This is a genomic window from Sutcliffiella sp. NPDC057660 (genome assembly GCF_042800035.1).
GTDB lineage: Bacteria > Bacillota > Bacilli > Bacillales > Bacillaceae_I > Sutcliffiella_A.
This window is the reverse complement of record NZ_JBHVHV010000003.1, coordinates 146,980-165,711: the sequence shown is the minus strand read 5'-3', so window position 1 is coordinate 165,711 and position 18,732 is coordinate 146,980. Positions and strand designations below refer to the sequence as shown.

At 44.3% G+C, this 18,732-nt stretch carries 10 protein-coding genes; 7 read left to right on the top strand and 3 right to left on the bottom strand.

Features of this window, described 5'->3' with window-relative positions:
• Window positions 1–87: 87 nt before the first annotated feature.
• Both rsgA and ACFVAD_RS04045 read right to left on the bottom strand, forming a co-directional pair.
• Window positions 88–1,149: a ribosome small subunit-dependent GTPase A gene (gene rsgA, locus ACFVAD_RS04050; RefSeq protein WP_386636357.1), complete on the bottom strand. Its 1,062-nt coding sequence runs from the start codon at window positions 1,147–1,149 to the stop codon at window positions 88–90.
• A gap of 317 nt (window positions 1,150–1,466) precedes the next feature.
• The gene (locus tag ACFVAD_RS04045; protein WP_386636355.1) at window positions 1,467–2,663 is read right to left on the bottom strand and encodes an MFS transporter; all 1,197 of its coding nucleotides are present in this window, start codon (window positions 2,661–2,663) and stop codon (window positions 1,467–1,469) included.
• Window positions 2,664–2,838: 175 nt separating this feature from the next.
• On the opposite strand from ACFVAD_RS04045, the gene ACFVAD_RS04040 reads away from it, so the two are divergent.
• A complete protein-coding gene (locus ACFVAD_RS04040) occupies window positions 2,839–3,018 on the top strand; it encodes a DUF3970 family protein (RefSeq protein ID WP_386636353.1) in 180 nt (59 codons plus the stop codon).
• An 88-nt stretch (window positions 3,019–3,106) separates the two neighbouring features.
• Here ACFVAD_RS04040 and ACFVAD_RS04035 read toward each other — a convergent pair whose 3' ends face one another.
• Window positions 3,107–12,583, bottom strand: a complete 9,477-nt coding sequence (locus ACFVAD_RS04035) for a carboxypeptidase regulatory-like domain-containing protein (protein ID WP_386636351.1) — start codon at window positions 12,581–12,583, stop codon at window positions 3,107–3,109.
• 277 nt (window positions 12,584–12,860) lie between these two features.
• Between ACFVAD_RS04035 and ACFVAD_RS04030 the strand changes: the two genes are divergently transcribed.
• The 6 genes from ACFVAD_RS04030 (at window position 12,861) to ACFVAD_RS04005 (ending at window position 18,638) form a co-directional block, all read left to right on the top strand.
• A complete protein-coding gene (locus ACFVAD_RS04030) occupies window positions 12,861–13,886 on the top strand; it encodes an ABC transporter ATP-binding protein (protein ID WP_386636349.1) in 1,026 nt (341 codons plus the stop codon).
• A complete protein-coding gene (locus ACFVAD_RS04025) occupies window positions 13,849–14,640 on the top strand; it encodes an ABC transporter permease (RefSeq protein ID WP_386636347.1) in 792 nt (263 codons plus the stop codon). Before ACFVAD_RS04030 ends, ACFVAD_RS04025 begins: the two co-directional genes overlap by 38 nt.
• Window positions 14,641–14,646: 6 nt before the next feature.
• The gene (locus ACFVAD_RS04020) at window positions 14,647–15,450 is read left to right on the top strand and encodes an ABC transporter permease (RefSeq protein WP_386636345.1); all 804 of its coding nucleotides are present in this window, start codon (window positions 14,647–14,649) and stop codon (window positions 15,448–15,450) included.
• A 137-nt stretch (window positions 15,451–15,587) separates the two neighbouring features.
• On the top strand, window positions 15,588–16,652 hold the full coding sequence (locus tag ACFVAD_RS04015) for an AbrB family transcriptional regulator (protein ID WP_386636343.1): 1,065 nt from the start codon (window positions 15,588–15,590) through the stop codon (window positions 16,650–16,652).
• Between the two features lie 114 nt (window positions 16,653–16,766).
• Window positions 16,767–17,804, top strand: coding sequence for an NAD-dependent epimerase/dehydratase family protein (locus ACFVAD_RS04010; RefSeq protein WP_386636341.1), 1,038 nt, complete (start codon window positions 16,767–16,769; stop codon window positions 17,802–17,804).
• A 66-nt stretch (window positions 17,805–17,870) separates the two neighbouring features.
• Window positions 17,871–18,638 (top strand): aminoglycoside adenylyltransferase domain-containing protein, encoded by a 768-nt coding sequence (locus ACFVAD_RS04005; RefSeq protein WP_386636338.1) that lies wholly within the window; start codon window positions 17,871–17,873, stop codon window positions 18,636–18,638.
• Window positions 18,639–18,732 lie beyond the last annotated feature (94 nt).

The following is an 18,732-nucleotide window of genomic DNA, read 5'->3' as shown; positions in this document are numbered from 1 at the left end:
GAACTTGGTGTTCAGCTTCTTTTTCATAGGCTCCATTTCTTTTCCAATTAAAAAACACAAGGAGCCATTTCCTTGTGTTTTTGCATGCTATTTCTTCTTACTTTTCACACTTGTCGAGATTTTCTTCCATTTATCCTTCTCTGCCAATTGTGCCCGTTTGTTTGTTTTTCGTTCCAGATAGGCAAGTTCCCTTTGCAGCTTCACATAGCTTTGATATCTTGCTTCCTCCAATGTTCCTTCACGGATTGCTTCCCGCACCGCGCAGCTTGGCTCGTTCTCATGCTTGCAATCTCTGAAATAGCATTGTTCAGCAAGTTCTTCCACATCCTGAAAGCTCTGACCGACCGTTGCCCCGTCAGCCTCCCATAGCTGCAGCTCCCTCATACCAGGCGTATCAAGTACAAGCCCGCCAGTGGGCAAAAGATACAGTTCCCGATAGGTAGTGGTGTGCCTTCCCTTATCATCGTCACCCCTCACCTCTTGGATGACCTGCTTTTCTTCTCCTAACAGGAAGTTCGTCAAGGTCGATTTCCCTGCTCCAGAAGAGCCCAGAAGTGCAACAGTTTTACCTGTAGTAAAATAAGGAGCCAACTCTTCTAGTCCCGTTTCATCTTTCACACTGACTGCAAATACCGGAACACCCAATGCAACAGCTTCAACATCCTTTATTCTTGCTGCCACATCCTCACACAAGTCAGCCTTGGTGAGGACGATTACTGGGGTTGCCCCGCTCTCCCAAGCCATAATCAAGTAACGTTCCAATCTTCTTGCATTAAAATCATAGTTCAGCGATTGTACCAAAAAGACGGTATCCACGTTTGCCGCAACAATTTGCTCTTCCGTCGTAAGTCCTGCTGCTTTTCTGGAAAACTTGCTGAAGCGAGGAAGCAGCGCCTGAATGGTAGCTTTCCTTTCACTCTGCCTTTCACTGAGGACAACCCAATCGCCTACTGCAGGGTAGTCCTCGCGGCTTTCCGCCTCAAATCGATATTTTCCGGATACCTCTGCCAAATACTCACCGTTATCCGTTTCGACACGATATATTCTTTTATGTTCAAGCATGACTCTTCCAACTGTGAAGCCTTGCTCTTCGTAAAGTGCAAATTCATTATTCAAATAGTCGTTCCAACCTAGTTCATTACGTTTCAATGTTTATTCCTCCAATGGAAAGTAGATTAATTTTGGGTAAAACAAAAAGACCGCTCTCACGGTCTTTTCATAAAAATTTATAAACCATGGCGCTGATTGCACAGCCCATGGGAATCTACGGTATTATCCATATCGGAAAGGAAATTAACGATTACCTTGCAAGGGCTGTGCTGTTTTATTTAATTGGTTAACGTTCATTTCAATTAATCGTTCCATAAAACATCCCTCGCTTTCAGAAAATTTATATTACAAAGATTATAATAGATTATTTTAAGCAAAAAGTAAATAGACAAAAGTGGAGAATTTATCCGACCGTTTTAATTCGCTTCTATTTGTTGCAGTTTCTTACGCTCACGATTCTGCCAGGACATGGATAGTGTGACAGTAAAGCTTAAGATGACAAGTCCAAGAATGAACGGATAAGAGATGTTCACGTCATACAAAATTCCTGCAAATGTCGGCCCGAGAACATTTCCGATGCTCATATAGGCATTGTTCATTCCCATCGCGAAGCCTTGTTCATTTCCTGCAAGTTTGGAGATCAAGGTATTGATTACAGGTCGCAGGATGGAAGTAGCCAAAAAGATTATTAATGTAATGACAAAGAAAAAGGTGTAGCTCGAAGCAAACAGGGACAAAAAGAATCCGGCAGCTGCTACGGTAATGAAGATATTCAATACCTTCCCTTCACCGAAAAGTCGAACGATCCGATCTACGACAAACAACTGTACAATCACACTTACAATTCCTGTAGCAGTAATCATCAGAGCAATTTCCTGCGGAGTTGCCCCATACTGGTTGTCTATAAATAATCCTAGAACAGATTCATATGCCATTAAACCGAAGCTCATCACAAGCGTGATGACAAGCGGAATGAAATATGGTTTTCTTACGGATTGAACCAGTTTTTTTACCATTGGATCTGTATCGGTTGGCATCGCTTGATGCATATCCTTTTCTTTACTTTCCTTCAGGACCAAAATGGAAAAGACTGTCGCAAGGAGTGAAATCAACGCTGAAACCAAAAGTGGCATTTTCAGACCGAAATCCGCCAGAAATCCGCCTATTCCCGGTCCAATGACAATCCCGAGTGACATTGCGGCCGAAATATAACTATTCCCTTTTGCACGCTGCTCCATCGTTGTAATATCCGCAACATAAGCAAATAGTGCCGGAATCAGCAGTGCCGCACCGACTCCTCCTATTACACGAGATAAATACAGCATCCAAACCGAATCAAAGCCATAAAACACAAACATGGAGAGTGTCAGACCCGCAAGTCCCAGAATGATCATTATTCTGCGACCATATTGATCGGCCCATTTTCCAGCAACAGGAGACATCACAAGCTGCGCACCAGCAAAAATTGCAATCATCAATCCTGCCGCCATCCCTCCCTCACCGATGGATTCCAGATAGGCTGGAAGGATCGGGATGATGATACCGAAGCTACCGACGGCGATAAACATATTGACCATTAAAACTAACATTTTCTTACGCTGCTCAGGTGCCAATATAACTCCCTCTTTCTATATAAATTGTTCATTTATTTCGTGTGTCGTATCAATAATCACCTTAAGTATCTTATGACTTTTCTTATTCAGTGTCAATGAAAAGTACAGCTGGTACTTGTAGGGAAAAGAAGTCCGTGCTATAATTTCTTCTTTATTCAGAAAGGATGTAATGTAAATGGTGAAAATCAGAATGTCCGGAACTACGGAAGAAATGAAGAAGCTTATTGGATCTTTTGAAGAGACTTATGATGTGAAATATGTATCTAAGGACTATGATTCCAGCAGAAATCCTAAATATAAGAATTCCAAGGAAGTCAGAATCTATTTGGAGCTGGGGTTGAAGGGAAAAGATTGAAACACCAAATGCAGTAATTTTAAGAGAGAAAAAAGCATCAGGCCATCTCTTTTCAAAAGAAGACCCAATGCTATTTAGAGGAATTTATTTAGTTTTCTGTTTCTACTTCGCTTTTTTCAATTTCACTTTTGCCAACTGTCTTTCCACCGAGATACCCTACGACGTGGTAGACAGCATTTCCCGGATCATCCACGGCTTCGATGTCCAAAAATTGCAATCCATCTATAACCGTTGCCACACTCCTTCCACCTTTGAACACTTCATACATATCGGCTCCTATATCATTCCATTCAACAAGCAGACCTGCTTCAATAGATGAGAGTTTCATGGAAATGGAACTGTGCATTTCCTTTTCTCCCATAGGCTTTACAGGTTCTATTGGTACAGGAATAATGATCGGTTTCGATAGCTTTTCAGGGACTCTGGGAATGCCAGGTTTGTCGAGCGGCTTTCCGATTATAATGATTTCAAGCTTATCACTCCAATCACCCACTCCTGAATAATTTTCGGTTTGAGCGAGAATTTTGTTGCTTCCATTTTTTAAAAACAGTTCAGCCTGAAAGCTACCATCTGCTCCGACCTCGACAGAAGTCAATTTGATACGTTCCTTTCCTTTTTCCAAATAGATGTGAACCGTTGCAAATGGTTCTCCATGCCCAGATACCTTGACAGGTTTGTCCCCTGTTCGTACAATCTCTTCCTCCCAAACTGGCGCCCCAGGAACAGGTTGCTCCATATTCATGGCAAATTCCAGTGCTTGAATAAATATTTTTCTTCCATCTTCGGTCCAGCCGCTATTAGGTCCAATAACGTTTGTAACTGCGAAAGAAGACATTAAAAGTTGCATATGTTTTTTCCCTTTATACTGGTAGGCAATCGCTGTACCTTTACTTTGATCGTCTACAACCATACTTCCAACTATAATTCCAGGATAGTCTTTGAAGGTGGAGTAAGGACTCTTTTCAGCATGAATCGCCACATACCCTTTTTCATCAGCTGTGATATCTTTGTAGATAGGGTGTTCCGGTTGAATTTGAAGCTTCACGGCTCCCTCATTGTAGCCCTGCTGATCTAGTTGTGGATAGCCTTCCAATTCCCCAAGCAAAGGGATGGATCCTTCCCCGATTCCCCAGGTACCAACAAACACCAGACTAACCTCATACTCTTGTGCAGCCTCCATCAGGGCCTGAAGCTCTTCCTTTGTTCCATTTTTGCTGTTCACTACTACCAGTTCATAATTGGATATGTCATCCACCATTCCCCAATCACGGGCTTCTGCATATAGTTCTTCTTCATTCAGGAAGTTTGTAATTTGGCTATTCCAGTCTTCAAGAACAGCAACTCTTATCGGGTTAAGTGCTACTGAAATTTCCAAATCTTCATTGGTGAGGCTCAAGGTTTCCAAGTGAGTAAGATAGCCTTCTTTCTCCACTGTAATCTCATAGTCTCCTGCCAGCAAATCTCCAAATCTGATAGCACCAAGTTCATCAGTCACACCCTCATCCTTCAAGCCTGAGTCATCCAATGCGGTCAATTTGACCGTTGCACCTTCCAATGGAACACCGGTCACCACATCGGTTGTACTAAGGGAGATGGAAACACCATCCACTTTCAACAGTTCGAAATCAGCCACAACCGCTTCTCCCAGCTGTGTAATCTCCACTGTCTTGGTCTGCTCCTCATAACCGCGGGCAATAACTTCCAATTCATAAGTTCCCGTTCCGACACCAAGACGATAATGACCTAAGGTATTTGTTCTTGTCTCCATTCCAAGCGCCTCGATTTTCACCACCGCATTTGGAATTCCTTCTCCTTCTGCATTGGTGACTTTTCCGTTCACTTCCCCGAGGCTGGCAGAAATAGCCCAGTCAATCGCATTAAAGTAAAGCTGTTTTGCTTCATTGGTCCAGCGGCTTTCCGGATGACCATAGCTGCCAGCTTGCAGGCCTGATAAAAGAACGTGCACTGAGTTTGCACTACTGAATTTGTAGCCGATACCTTTTCCTAGTACACCTTTGTCCGAATGGGTGATTTCCCCAATAGTGGTCCCACTGTAGGCATCATATGCAAAATACTGCTGGCTGCTTGTTCCATTTGACAGGATTGTGATATATTCTGACATAAATCCAGCAAAGATAGGGTGATCATGCAGCACTTTCACCTGAATTTGACCAACTTCATACCCCCACCTTACTGAACTTGGATCCCCAGTGATATCGGAAAGATCTCTAATTGTTCCTCCACTGTACTGGGAAGCAAATATGATACTTACCTGCTGCTGGTCCGCCTTTGCAATGAATGCTTGGAATTGCGCCGAAGTCATGCTAGAATGCTTGTCGTTGAAAATGACTAATGCATAGTCACTCAAGTTATCGATTAACTGCTGCATATTGTTATTCAAAATCAACTCCGAATCATAGCCACGCTGATCCAATAATCCCTTTATCCTGTTTCCATTAAGGGACGTTGCAACGACAGCAATTTTTTCAGACGTTTGAAGCAGGAAGGAGGTATTCACTTCCCCACCGTTTTCTACCATCAATCCATCCTGGACATTTGCTGCATAACCCGGGGCAGTGGCTCGTACCGAATACGTTCCCACTGGGACAACAGCCTGGAATTGACCATTATGATCGGTGGTCCCAGTAACAGGTGTCCCAATGATGGTGACAGCTCCCCCTTCAATCGGCTCATTTGTAATGGCATCCCTTAGAGTGGCTGTGATTACCCCTCCCTGATCGGTTGAAAGCACGAAGGTCTCCTGCAAGGTTTCCCCGTTTTGGATATCCACGGAAAACTCCTTTGTCAGATGACCGAACGATTCAATGGATACAGTGTAGCTTCCTTCCGCCAGGGACAGATAAAATTCCCCTTGCTGGTTGGTCTCTACCATTCTTCCTGTTTCCTGAACTGTCACCTTTGCCTGCAGAGGCATATCCTGCTCGTTTTTAACTGTCCCGTATAGTTCTCCAGTAATTGATTCCTGGTTATAAATCGCCCAATCGATGGAATTAATTAAAATCCTCTCTCTAACTGGATCAAAATAATCTGGAGCTCCAGGATGATAGGATGCGCTGAATGTAAAGTTGGCTAACAGGATTTCCACAGAGTTTACCGTTCTGCCCTTATAGGCGATCATACTGCCGAGTCGATCACCTGAAGCATTCTGAAGGTCTACAAGTGATACCCCATCATAACCGTCAAAAGCATAATGATAATTGTAGTTGTTCTTCACAGGGAATGCTTCATTCAATGGCACCCCTTCAACTATAGGATGCTCATTCTTCACTAATGCTTGTGCACCGCTACTTGATCCCTTGAACTCGACAGAAGGATTCTCCTCATATTCATAGAGGTATCTGATAGACCCTCGGCCGCCGTTCTGGCCTGTCCATATCACAGAAGTTTCCGTTAGGTTCAATGCCTGCTGGAAAGCTTTGAACTCCTGTGCAGTTGGAATCTTGCTATTGTCATAATCTGAATTTGCTATGACAAGATCTACTTGCTCCAGCACATCCAAATCCGTATAATGCATATTCAAAACTTTGTAGCCTTTACCTTCCAAGTAGTCCTTCATGGTGACTGAACCGGAAGATGTGGAATCCACAATCACCCCGATTGTGGGGGAAGGTCTCAAGGTGACATTAAGTTCCAGCTCTTCCCCTGCACCAATCTCCACCTGTACTTTCTTATGAATATAGCCTTCCTTTTTAAACATAATGTCATAGGTTCCCGGCATCAGTCTCTCAAGCGTATACCTTCCTTGTACGGCGGACACCGTTTCCCTTGGTACACCATTCACTTCGACAGTAACATCTGTCACAGAAGAACCGTCATTTTCATTTTGAACCTGACCTGTTATGAAGCTGACTCTATCATCTACCTTCATCGCTGTTGCTAGTGGCTCCAGATTTGCATTGACGGAGACTGGAATGGTCAATGCATCATAGCCGTAGCTTTCGACTTTTATCTGATAATCCCCATCCTTGATGGCAATGGAATATTGTCCTGTTACGGGATCTGTCGTTGTATGGAAATCAGTTCCCTCCACTTTTACCGAAGCTTGGAGCGGGTTTCCTTCTTCGTCCGTTATTACTCCTGTTATCTCACTGAATTCCGAATAAGCAGCCCAAAGCACGGCATCTACTAGCAGCTGTTTTCCTTCAACCGTGTAATGGTCCTTATGATGATAGGTTCCAAAACCATGGGCACTCATCAATAATTCCATGCTTCCAGAGGTTCTCGGTTTGTAGGCTATTCCACCACCATGGGATGCCGGATTCCCTTCATGGGCAACAGAAGCGATTGTATATCCGCTGTAGTTGTCAAATGCAGCAATCCTACTGCCTGAAGGAATGAGAAGCTCGATAAAATCACCTGCCGCTCTGCTAGTGAACAAAGAATGCTCCTCTTCTACCACATATCCTGCTGATTTGGTAGTATTGCTGATGGTAGACCGTACTTCCGGATCCTCCCTATGTCTCACTAGATGATTAATCCCGGATCCTACAAAATACGAATCCCCGAATATGATACTTGTCTGTGCTTCATCCGCTTTTTTCATCAAAGTTTCAAAAGCGGCTTTTGTCAAAGAACTGGTGCTTACTTCATTGACAAACACAACATCATAATTACCGATCTCATCTGAAGCATTCGCGATGAGAAGCTCCGTTACAGGAATTCCCGCATCCATCATCGTGGATTTGAAATTTTTATCTGTTTGCCAATAGTCACCTATTACCGCTACCTGAGGTGTGGGGAACATCTCAAGCTGCAATTCCTCCTGGGCTCTCCCCACCTCTATGGATTGCTTCACCTGGATGTACCCTTCTTTTTCTATCAGAAGAATATAAGTCCCATATTCAAGTCCGGTAAACTCGAATCTGCCATTCGCTGGGGTTACTTCTTCCACAACCACAGTATTATCTTTTATCAATTTCACCAACGCATCTGACTGAGGCTGCTTTGTCATTCCATCCGATACAAATCCCGATATCTTATCTCCGTTTGTCGAAGTAAGAACAATAGTAACCTGCTCGGGACGGCCATGCTCGATATTCACCTGCTGGGTTTGGGTGGCATAGCCCTCCGCCCTGATTTCCAGTGTATATACCCCTTCATCATGGAAGAGCTCAAAGGAAGCAGTTTCTCCTTCTGTCATTGTGGAGACGTTGGTTTCCACAATTCCGATTTCCGCTTGAACCGGAGTACCTTCCGCATTCATAACAGTACCCGTTACCGCACCAAACTCTGTGTCAGTTAGAAAACGTAATCCATTGAACAGGAGCGACTGCATGTCAGGCAGCCAGCCCTGCAATGGTGATATCCAAGGGGATGCACCATGATTGGAAAGAAGCAGATGAGCACTGTTTTCGGAAACTGCTTTGTATGCCACTCCACTACCCTTCATCCCCTGTGTTGTACTTCCTATTGTTCCTATATGCCTTCCGGAGTATTGATTGAACCATGCAAATTCGCCAGTCCTTGTGAAGAGGGTAACCCGTTCCCCTTGCTCAAGGTCTTTGAAAATTGGATGTGCCACATCTACTTGCATCCGGACCTGACCCATTCCATAAAAATGGGCTAGTTCCTTCGGGTCTTCGGTAAACTCCACAAGCTGCCCGACTGACCCATAGTTGGCACCCCAGGAGTCCGCAAACACTAGATTCACATCATGCTCCCTTGCCTTTTCAATCAATTCAATGAACAACTTGGCATCAGGTTTCCATCCTTCCGATCCGTATGCGCCATTCAGATAGACAACTTCATACCTGAAAATGTCCTCTACAATATCCCAGTTTCTTTCTTCTGCCAAAAATCCATTGCGATTCAGAATCGTGGTTACTTCTCCCTCCCAGTCATCCAATACTGCAATATCGAACGGCTGCATCTGTATTTCCAGAACTGTTGACTCTCCCGCTTTGATTACTACTTCCTGCTGAACCTTTTTATAGCCATTCAAGGAAAGTTCCAAAAGGAAGGTTCCTTCATATACCTCTTCGAAAATTAGCGTTCCGGCAGAGCTTGTTGCCTCTTCGAGTGGTGTCGATTGGACTGTCACTTTTACTGCCTCCAATGGCTGAGCAGTTCTCTTATCCTTTACAATAAGGGATAGGGAGCCGGTTTCGGCATCTTCGAGTACGAAGTCCCTCTTTTCCGTGAATCCTGAAACAAACCTTATTTCCTGTTCAATCTGCTTTTTCCCATAGGAAGCAACCTTCAGCGTATAGTCCCCAGGCTTATGCTTAAAGCTGTAAGTTCCATTTTCGAAAGCATCTGTTTCCGATTTGGTCTCCTTTACAGAAACCGTTGCTTCAACCACTTCTCCTTCCATCCCGGATATGGTCCCTTCAAGAATTCCAGGTGCCTGAAAGCTGATGATGCCATTGCGATGAGGTACCAAGACATTTCCTGCAAGAACCGCCACACCAGAAGTGCTATAATCAGGCAGCGTAAAATCTTTAAGCACAGATCCGGAATAGGCATCAATGGCATGTATATAGCCGCTTGTTCCCGCGAAAAAAAGTATTCCATTTGCAGTTACGGATCCATTATTCATTGTCGTTCCAACAGAACGGTTGCTCCAAATCACATCACCCGTATCCTTGTGAAACGCACGAAGTATAGGCTGGTTGGAAGAACCTGCAATGACCATGTCTTCGAAGACAATCGGTGATCCTGCCTGAGAGTCGCCAATACCTGTTTTTTGCCATACTATCTCTCCCGTGGAAGCATTAATGGCATGCAGGGTACCGGACCCTGTTCCAAAATTCGAACTCTGAACATAAACCTTTCCCTGGTGAAATACAGGTTTTGAAGCAAACCCTTCATCCGAGAGTGTGGTACTCCAGACAATGGACCCGTCTACCATGTCCAATGCACGCAGTGTCATATTTTCATAGGATCCGTAAAAGAGATACCCTTCACCCATGGCACCGCCAAAGAAGGATGCCCCACCTAATTCAGTAGACCATATGATATTTCCATTGTCTGCATCCAGTGCATACACACTGGGATTTTCGGTTAATCCCGACCCCACATAAACCCTTCCATCATGGTAGATGGGAGATTCATAGACAGACGGCTGACCGATCCTCTTGCTCCACTTCATATTTCCGCTTGCAAGATCTAGAGCATAAATATTCCCGTCCTGTCCCCCTGAAACAAATAACGTATTCTCTACTATGGTCGGAGAGGAACGGTTGGTGCTCCCAAGGCGGATGCTCCATGCCTCTTCCCCTGTTTCTGTATCAAGAGCAGTTACCCATCCACGCTCCGTGGTAAATATCACAAACCTATCATTTGCTGCCGGGCTCGAAAAGAGGATTTGCCCTTTCGTTCCAGTTGCATATTCCCAGCTTGAACCGAGAACATTCACATCGATTCCATAAGGGGAAACGGCATTTCTCTGGTAGTTATTGTTTACAGTTGTCCAGTTTGGTGCCTGCTCTGATGCGATTGCCACCACTTCTATTATTAATTGTTGGACTCCTTTCACCTCCATCTGCATGGAAGTCCCTTCGATTCCTTCCCCTGTTACCATTAGTTCGTATATTCCTTCAGGGACTTGTTCAACTACAAATTCCCCTTGTGAATCGGTTCTCACTGTCTGCAAAGGAGTTCCTTTCAGTCTTACATAGGCAAAAGGAACTGGAACCCCTGAATTCTTTTCCATTACCTTCCCGCTAATTTCAAATGCGACTGCCGGTTCAAGCATCCATTCCACACGGGTCTCTTCCCCTTTTTTGATTGTCACTTCCGTTTTAAGTGTCTGATAACCGAATGCTTCCACTTTCACCTGGTGTGTGCCTTCCCGGATGGCTATATCAAACATTCCATCCGTCACTTCCACCTTTACCTCCTGTGAAGGAATATGTATGGTGACAGGGACGCCTTCCACACCGTCGACAGTTCCAGTCAATTTCCCTGCGAAGGCTGTTTCTGTAACCGCCTGATAGATGTTCACGATTCCATTTCCGTATTGATCATTTGGCAGGTTGCCCATATACGGTTCTACTCTTGCAGTGCGCTGCAACAAATCCTTAATATTGTCAACGGACAAGTTTGGATTTGCCTGAAGTAAAAGGGCGATGGAACCTGCAACATGCGGAGTGGCCATCGACGTACCGCTAAGTGTTCTATATTTCCCTTCTCCTTTGACTCCCGGCCACGCTGAATAGATCTGATGACCTGGAGCAGAAACATCCGGTTTGACAAATCGAACAGAATTTCCCGCTTCATCCGTCCAGTAAACAGGTCCACGACTGGAAAAGGAGGCAACCTGATCGTTGATGTCTGTCGCACCAATGGTGAAACTCTCCGGAAAACTGCCCGGTGATCCGATTGTCTGGGATCCTGGACCATCATTGCCGCCTGCAAACAACGGGAAAATCCCTGCGGCGATCCAGGCCCTCACATCTTCATAGAATTCCGTATTATAAGTGGCTGCACTTCCCCAGGAGTTGTTGACAATATGAGGAGCCTTGGATGGATCCCCTCCTGGTGCCATAAACCATTCGAAAGCCCGATGTATACCCGAAGTAGTCGCTGCACCACCGTCTGTGAAGATTTTGGCCGCAATCCATTCCGCTTCCGGTGCAACTCCGATCGGTGCACCATTCCCGCCACCAACTGCAGTTCCAGCAACATGTGTACCATGTCCAAATCCATCAGAAGGGACAGCATAGTTCTGACCGGACACATCTATCCAGGAATATTGATGTTCTCCATCTCTCCCCCGATAGTTATGAGCCAATGCTTCGTGCTTGTAGTCAACACCTGAATCCATGATTCCTATCACAATCCCTTTACCTCTTAGCCCATAATCTCCCCACACCTTCGTGGCGAAGATTTTTTCCAAGCCCCATTCCGGCAAATTTGGTTTGCTATCCTCCACCTTGCTTTCCTCTATCTCGATGATTTTATCTAATGTTATCTTTTCAATGTCATCGCGCATTTTCAGTTCTTCCAACGCTGCTTTGTCCACAGTCATGGAAAGGCCATTAATCACCCATAAGGAGGACTTGTTTTTCACATGCCCCCTCTCCTCAAGTGCTACAAGGGCTTTTTCAATTCCTTTCTGGGATGCTTCAGCGTGTGTTTCGAGTTGCTCCTTCACTTCCCGAACTCGCTCCACCCTTTGCTTTTTCTCCTTTGCAGCTTCAAACAAGCCCTCTACATCCGGCTTATCCTTTAAACGGACGATAATATTCACCATTCCATTTTCTTCAAGCTGATCAAGCACTGCATCCTCCAGCTTTTCATCTGTATTATGCTCCTCTTTCTCTTCTGTACCAAGAGGAGGAGCTTCCCAGCCGAGACCATTCAAAATGCTTGTAAGCTCCACCTCGCCAGGAGTCCCTTCCAATAGCTCGTTTTCCCTGTATTCCTTTTCCCGCTCTTTCTCCAGAGCGACATCTTGAAGCTGCAACGCCTGGCCAGTTGTCTCAGCATCTGTTACTTCAGTTGCACGTCCAAGCTGTGGTAAAAAAATGCTGACAACTAAAAGGCATATGAAGAGTAGTGCTACCAATCTCCTCTTGCTTTTCTTTTTCCCCCTGTACATCCAGCCACCCCCAAAAAATTGATTCGCTTTACTAAATACAGGAAAAAACGACGAATCCCTGTTTATTATTATAATTTTTTGATTTTTTTGACAAATATGAATCTATTTCCCTATTACGTTTGTCGAAATCCTAAGTAATTAGAATGACCACTTTTTGTCGATAATTCAATTACTCTATTACAAAATTTTATAAAACCACTATCTTATTCCATTATCTACCTATATAATATTCTTTTGTTAGTGCTTTCACGGCCGCAATCAAGGGGGAAATACAAGAATGATAGAAGTAAAAAACATAAGCAAATATTACAGATTATTTGAACGGGAACCAGGTCTCAGGGGAGCCATCCGTGCATTATTCAAGAGAAGATATATCAAAAAGACAGCTGTAGATAATATCAGCTTCCATATTCCAAAAGGGGAAATCGTCGGATACATTGGTTCCAATGGGGCGGGAAAATCCACCACAATCAAAATGATCAGTGGAATCCTGACTCCTGATGCCGGCGAAGTGGTCGTGGGGGGAATCATCCCATATAAAAATAGGACCAAAAATGCGAAAAACATCGGTGCCGTGTTCGGTCAAAGAACGCAATTATTCTGGGATATCCCTGTACAGGAATCCTTGCAGCTGCTAAAGCACATCTATGAAATACCGGAAGAAGCATATCAAAGGAATATTGAAAAATTCAAAGAGGTTCTGGATCTTGAGCCTCTTCTTCCCATCCCGGTTCGCCAGTTGTCACTCGGTCAGAAGATGCGCTGTGAACTGGCAGCTGCTTTCTTGCATAATCCATCAGTCGTCTATCTCGATGAACCGACTATCGGCTTGGATGCATCAGTCAAGATAAAAATTCGTGAGTTCATCAAGCAGATGAACCGCGAGCATGAAACGACCATCATTTTGACCACTCATGATATGCAGGATATAGAAGAGCTCTGCAACCGCATTATCATCATAGATAAGGGTACCATCATCTATGACGGCAGTTTAATAGAATTGAAGAAGACAACAAAGTATAACCGTACCGTAAAATTGGAACTTGAAGAATCTACGGAAGACTTTGTTATACCAATAGCCCTGCAGGATTATGTACTCAAAGAAATGGCGGATTCACAGCTTCTGCTTCATTTCAACAATCAGGACATCAACGGCAGCCAAATCATTGCAGAAGTGATGAAGCATCATGTCATCAACGACTTTACCGTAACGGAACCTGGAATCGAAAAGGTAGTCCAAGAAATTTATGAGCGGGGGTTGGACCATGAGCAAGTACTGGGAGCTGTTAAAATCTCAAATTAAAATCGAAACCGCATATATAGCCTGGTACTGGGCAGATGTGGTCTCCACCCTGCTGCGTTTGTCGATCATGTATTTCTTTTGGCTTGCTGTATATCAGAATCGAACAGAAATTTCAGCCATATCCTTTGATAGCATGATTACCTATGTAGTCATCGCAATGATGCTGGAGAGCTATGTTTCCGGTGCAGGGGACCAGCTTGCGCGCAACATCAAGAATGGGGATATTGCACTGGAACTATTGAAGCCCTATGACTATCTGACCAAACTGATTTTCATGGATTTCGGATCCAAAGCAAATAGTTTTGTCCGCACCACGATCCCTATGTTCATCGTGGCTATGGTGTTTATCGGAATCCAAGCCCCTTTATCCTGGCAAAGCTTCCTGTTATTCCTTCCAAGTATGATTATAGGGGTTCTGATTGGAACACAACTGGACCTGATCATCGGCGTACTGGCATTCTGGACGGTAAATGTGTGGGGTTTACGAGTATTACGGGAAGCAGTCATCAAGTTCTTTTCCGGGGCCCTCATCCCTTTGACACTCTTTCCTGACTGGTTTCAGCAGGTTTCAAGCTTCCTTCCTTTTCAGGCCATGATTTTTGTACCTGTCGCCATTTATACAGGTCAGATACCATTTGGAACCGAGGCATTGATGGCCGTCGCCACTCAATTTTTCTGGCTTGTTGCCCTATTTTTCCTTGTTCGGATTGTGTGGTCACAGGCTGTGAAAAAAGTTACGGTGTTTGGAGGATAAAGGGATATGTGGAAAAAAACAAAAAGATATAGCTTTTTATATAGTAGATATTTTGCCAATCATCTGAAGGTGATGATGGAGTATAAGACAGATTTTTTCATCGGGCTATTTTCAGTGATGGTGCAGCAGTTCACTGCCCTGTTCTTCCTGAAGATTGTGTTTGACCATATTGATGTGCTGAAAGGCTGGACCTTTTATGAAATTCTTTTCATTTATGCCATCGCCTTTTTAGGGCGTTCCATTCATCACATATTCTTTGATAATCTCTGGACGCTTGGATGGCAATATGTACAGACAGGGAATTTCGACCGGCTCCTTCTTCGCCCCGTGAATCCATTTTTCCAGGTGGTAGCTGAGCGGGTACAGCAGGATGGCTTCGGTCAACTGATAATCGGGGGAATTGTACTTTCCATTGCAAGTGCACATCTCGATATTCAGTGGTCGATAGGCACGATTCTTATGCTCCTTGTATTTATCCTTTCGAGCGGAATCATTTTTGTCGCCATCAACCTGTTTTTTATCACTTTCTCTTTTTGGATGGTAGACAGTCTTCCAATCGTCGTATCCGTGTTCCAATTAAGTGAATTTGCAAGATATCCTTTAACGATCTATCCCCGCGCCATTACACTGATCATAACCTGGGTGGTACCGTACGGATTTACAGCATTCTATCCTGCCACCTACTTTTTCGAGGGAAACGAGCATATATGGCTGCCGGTATTGACGCCTGTCATTGCTGCGGCATCCTTTATGATCGCTTATTGGTTTTGGAACAGGGGGATTCGAGCTTTTACGAGTACAGGGAGTTAATGAGTATGTTTTAAACCGAATGATGCACTGGCATCGTCCGGTTTTTCTGTTAGCATACTTCGCATACCGAAAAAAACCCTCTTTTCATTTTCCATTTATGTTACAATTGCTTTATCGAATTAAAGGAGTGTTTAGGAATGCGAAATATTCCTTATATCCAATTAGCGGAAACATATATAGTAGGAGCGATTGGTGGATATTTATTTTTCCTGGGAGGTCTCCCCTTACCGTGGGTCCTGGGAGCGTTGACCTTCGTCATGCTTTACCAAGGGCTTAGCAAGCGGAAGATGCATTGTCCTGATCCTCTCAAACAAAGCGGATTTTTGATACTGGGGATGTTCTTCGGGCTTTACTTTACAGCAGATACGTTAAATACCGTCGGACCATATGTGTTGCCTTATGTCGTTTCCACCATTATTCTAGTGGGAATCAGCATCCTGAATAGTGTCCTTGTCACTCGCTGGATACCTGTTGATAGGATAACAAGCGTATTTGGATCCATACCGGGAGGGCTTTCAGAAATGGTCATTGCCAGTGAATCCCTGAATGCACGTTCTTCTCTCGTCGTAATTTTTCAAACTGTCCGTTTGCTCACTGTCCTGTTTCTTGTTCCCTTTGTAGTGGTTCATACCTTTACAAATTCGGGGACTGGATTGGATACTGTCCTTCCTGGCGCAAACTATGTTTTCGGTGGATGGGATTATGCCTGGTTTGCCATCCCTGTAACAGGAGGAATTCTTTTTCGGAAAAGGATCCCTGCAGGAATTGTCATAGTCCCAATGGCTCTGACAGCAATCATGAACATCCTATTTATCGACATGGCAACTCTGCCACCCCTGCTGCTGATTGTGGCGCAAATCACTGTTGGCATCGGGATGGGCAAAGGAATTGCCTTTGCCGATCTGAAGCTTGGGGGAAAATACTGCTTTGTCTACTTTGGCCTTACACTCACCCTCATTCTTGTTTCATTCGGCTTAGGTGCAGGCTTGGCCGCTTTCACCTCCTTGAATCTGCCGACCGCCATTTTAAGTGTAGCCCCGGGTGGTCTGATCGAAATGGTATTGACCGCGTCCACTGTAGGAGGAGACCCTGCAGTCGTCAGTGCCCTGCAGCTTGTTCGCCTCTTGTTTATCATCATAGTGGTGCCACCTGCGTTAAAATGGTATTTTGGCAGAAAGCTGGAATCCACTAGAGCAGCTTAAAAGCTGAAGTAGCCCACACTTTGGTGTGGGCTATTTAATTTACCGGTCATTTAAAGGAGAAACTCCAATATACATAGAATTAGTTACTATCAAAATATTCCTGGAGGCATACATATGAAAATTTTAGTGATTGGCGGCACTCGATTTTTAGGTAGATTCATAGTCGAAGAAGCATTAAAGCAGGGTCATGAAATAACACTATTCAATCGCGGCAATCATCAAGAACTATTCCCTCAGGTAGAAACGATTATCGGGGACCGCAACAAGGATTTAGCATTGCTTGAAGCAGGCAAATGGGATGTTGCCATCGATACCTGCGGGTTTACTCCGCTGCAATTAACGGAAGCCACAAAAGTATTGGCTGACAAAGTGGACCACTACACCTTCATATCCAGTATTTCCGTGTACAAGGACTGGATCCCCCATGGCCTGGATGAAGGCTATCCTGTCCTTACATTGTCAGATGCTGAAGTAGAAAAAATCGGTTATGGTACAACCGAGCAGATCAATATGCATTACGGCGCTTTGAAAGCAATGAGTGAAGAGGCTGCAGAGAATAACATGCCCGGTAAAGTGCTGCATGTACGTTCCGGTCTGCTTGTAGGTCCCCTTGATTACTCAGATAGATTTCCATATTGGGTAAAAAGGATTGCAGAAGGCGGAGAAGTCCTGGCTCCAGGAAGAAAAGATCGCAATGTGCAGATGATTGATGCCAGGGATATGGCTCTCTGGATATTAAAGATGGCGGACGAGCGGGTTTCTGGTGTGTTCAATGTCACTGGGCCAACGACTCCCATGACCATGGAGGAATTCCTTCTGTCCTGCAAAGCGGTATCAAACTCAGATGCAGAGCTGGTATGGGCGGATGAAGGCTTTTTACTCGAAAACAAAGTGGCTCCTTGGACGGAAATGCCCTTATGGATACCAGAAGAACATCCTCTGACAGAAGGCGGCGAGCCATGGCGTGGTGCCAGTACGATAAGCATTGAAAAAGCCCTTCAGCATCGGCTGACTGTTCGTCCTGTAGAAGATACAATCAAGGATATACTTGATTGGGAACAGACTAGAAGCGACGAAGAACGAAAAGCCGGAATTCATAGAGACAAGGAAAAAGAAGTGCTGGATGCTTGGAAGAGCAGCCAGTTATCATAGACTTAGGATGTATAAGGAGTCGATTTCCGGCTCCTTATTACATTTCACAGATGGAGGTTCAATCATATGGACTTAAAAAAGTATTTAAATAAAATCGGACATGTTTTTATTGAGGAACTTCAAGACAACTTAATCGGGATCTATATCCACGGTTCTATTGCAATGGGCTGCTTCAACCGGAATAGAAGCGATGTCGATCTTTTGGTGGTGGTGAAAGACGGCGTGGCAGATGAGACAAAAAGAAGCATGATCAGCCGCCTCCTCCCGATTACCCAGGGTCACCAAAACCCATTGGAGATGAGCATTATCCAGGAAAAATACTTAAATGACTTCACCTATCCTACCCCCTTTGAGCTGCATTTCTTCCATCCCAACTATTTGATTGATGACCAATTTATTTGTGGTGGTGAAGGGTTCCTGGACCCGGATCTCGCAGCACATATAGTAGTTACCTATAATAGAGGTGCAACCTTATATGGGAAAGATGTTAAAAAGACCTTCCATCCGATTGATAGCAGCTTTTATGTTGATTCTATCGTAAAGGATGTGGAGGATGCCAAAACAGGGATTGTAGAAAACCCGGTGTATTACGTATTAAACTTATGCAGGGTGCTTTACTTCCTGAAGGAAGGTGTCGTCTCTTCTAAAAAAGAAGCTGGTGAATGGGGAATAAAATCATCATTAAACAGTAAACTTATTTCTGAGTGCCTTGCCAGTTATGTAGGAGTAACCGATGAACCTGACTTTAATAATAATGAACTCTCTAGTTTTGCCGATTATATACTCGAGGAAATCCATGCATTAAAAACAAAGCAGCACAGCCACCAAACCTGATGGCTGTGCTTTTCTTATTAATCGTAAGGCTAGGTTTATGTATCTAGCTGTTGATTGGAGCAATAGGCGAAGACTCCTGCGGGAGAAAGCGGTA

Excerpts from the sequence above, each read along its gene's own strand:
- ACFVAD_RS04040 (WP_386636353.1), top strand. The coding sequence starts at position 2,839 with ATGGTGAAAATCAGAATGTCCGGAACTACGGAAGAAATGAAGAAGCTT.
- ACFVAD_RS04035 (WP_386636351.1), bottom strand. The coding sequence starts at position 12,583 with ATGTACAGGGGGAAAAAGAAAAGCAAGAGGAGATTGGTAGCACTACTC.
- ACFVAD_RS04030 (WP_386636349.1), top strand. The coding sequence starts at position 12,861 with ATGATAGAAGTAAAAAACATAAGCAAATATTACAGATTATTTGAACGG.
- ACFVAD_RS04025 (WP_386636347.1), top strand. The coding sequence starts at position 13,849 with ATGAGCAAGTACTGGGAGCTGTTAAAATCTCAAATTAAAATCGAAACC.
- ACFVAD_RS04020 (WP_386636345.1), top strand. The coding sequence starts at position 14,647 with ATGTGGAAAAAAACAAAAAGATATAGCTTTTTATATAGTAGATATTTT.
- ACFVAD_RS04015 (WP_386636343.1), top strand. The coding sequence starts at position 15,588 with ATGCGAAATATTCCTTATATCCAATTAGCGGAAACATATATAGTAGGA.
- ACFVAD_RS04010 (WP_386636341.1), top strand. The coding sequence starts at position 16,767 with ATGAAAATTTTAGTGATTGGCGGCACTCGATTTTTAGGTAGATTCATA.
- ACFVAD_RS04005 (WP_386636338.1), top strand. The coding sequence starts at position 17,871 with ATGGACTTAAAAAAGTATTTAAATAAAATCGGACATGTTTTTATTGAG.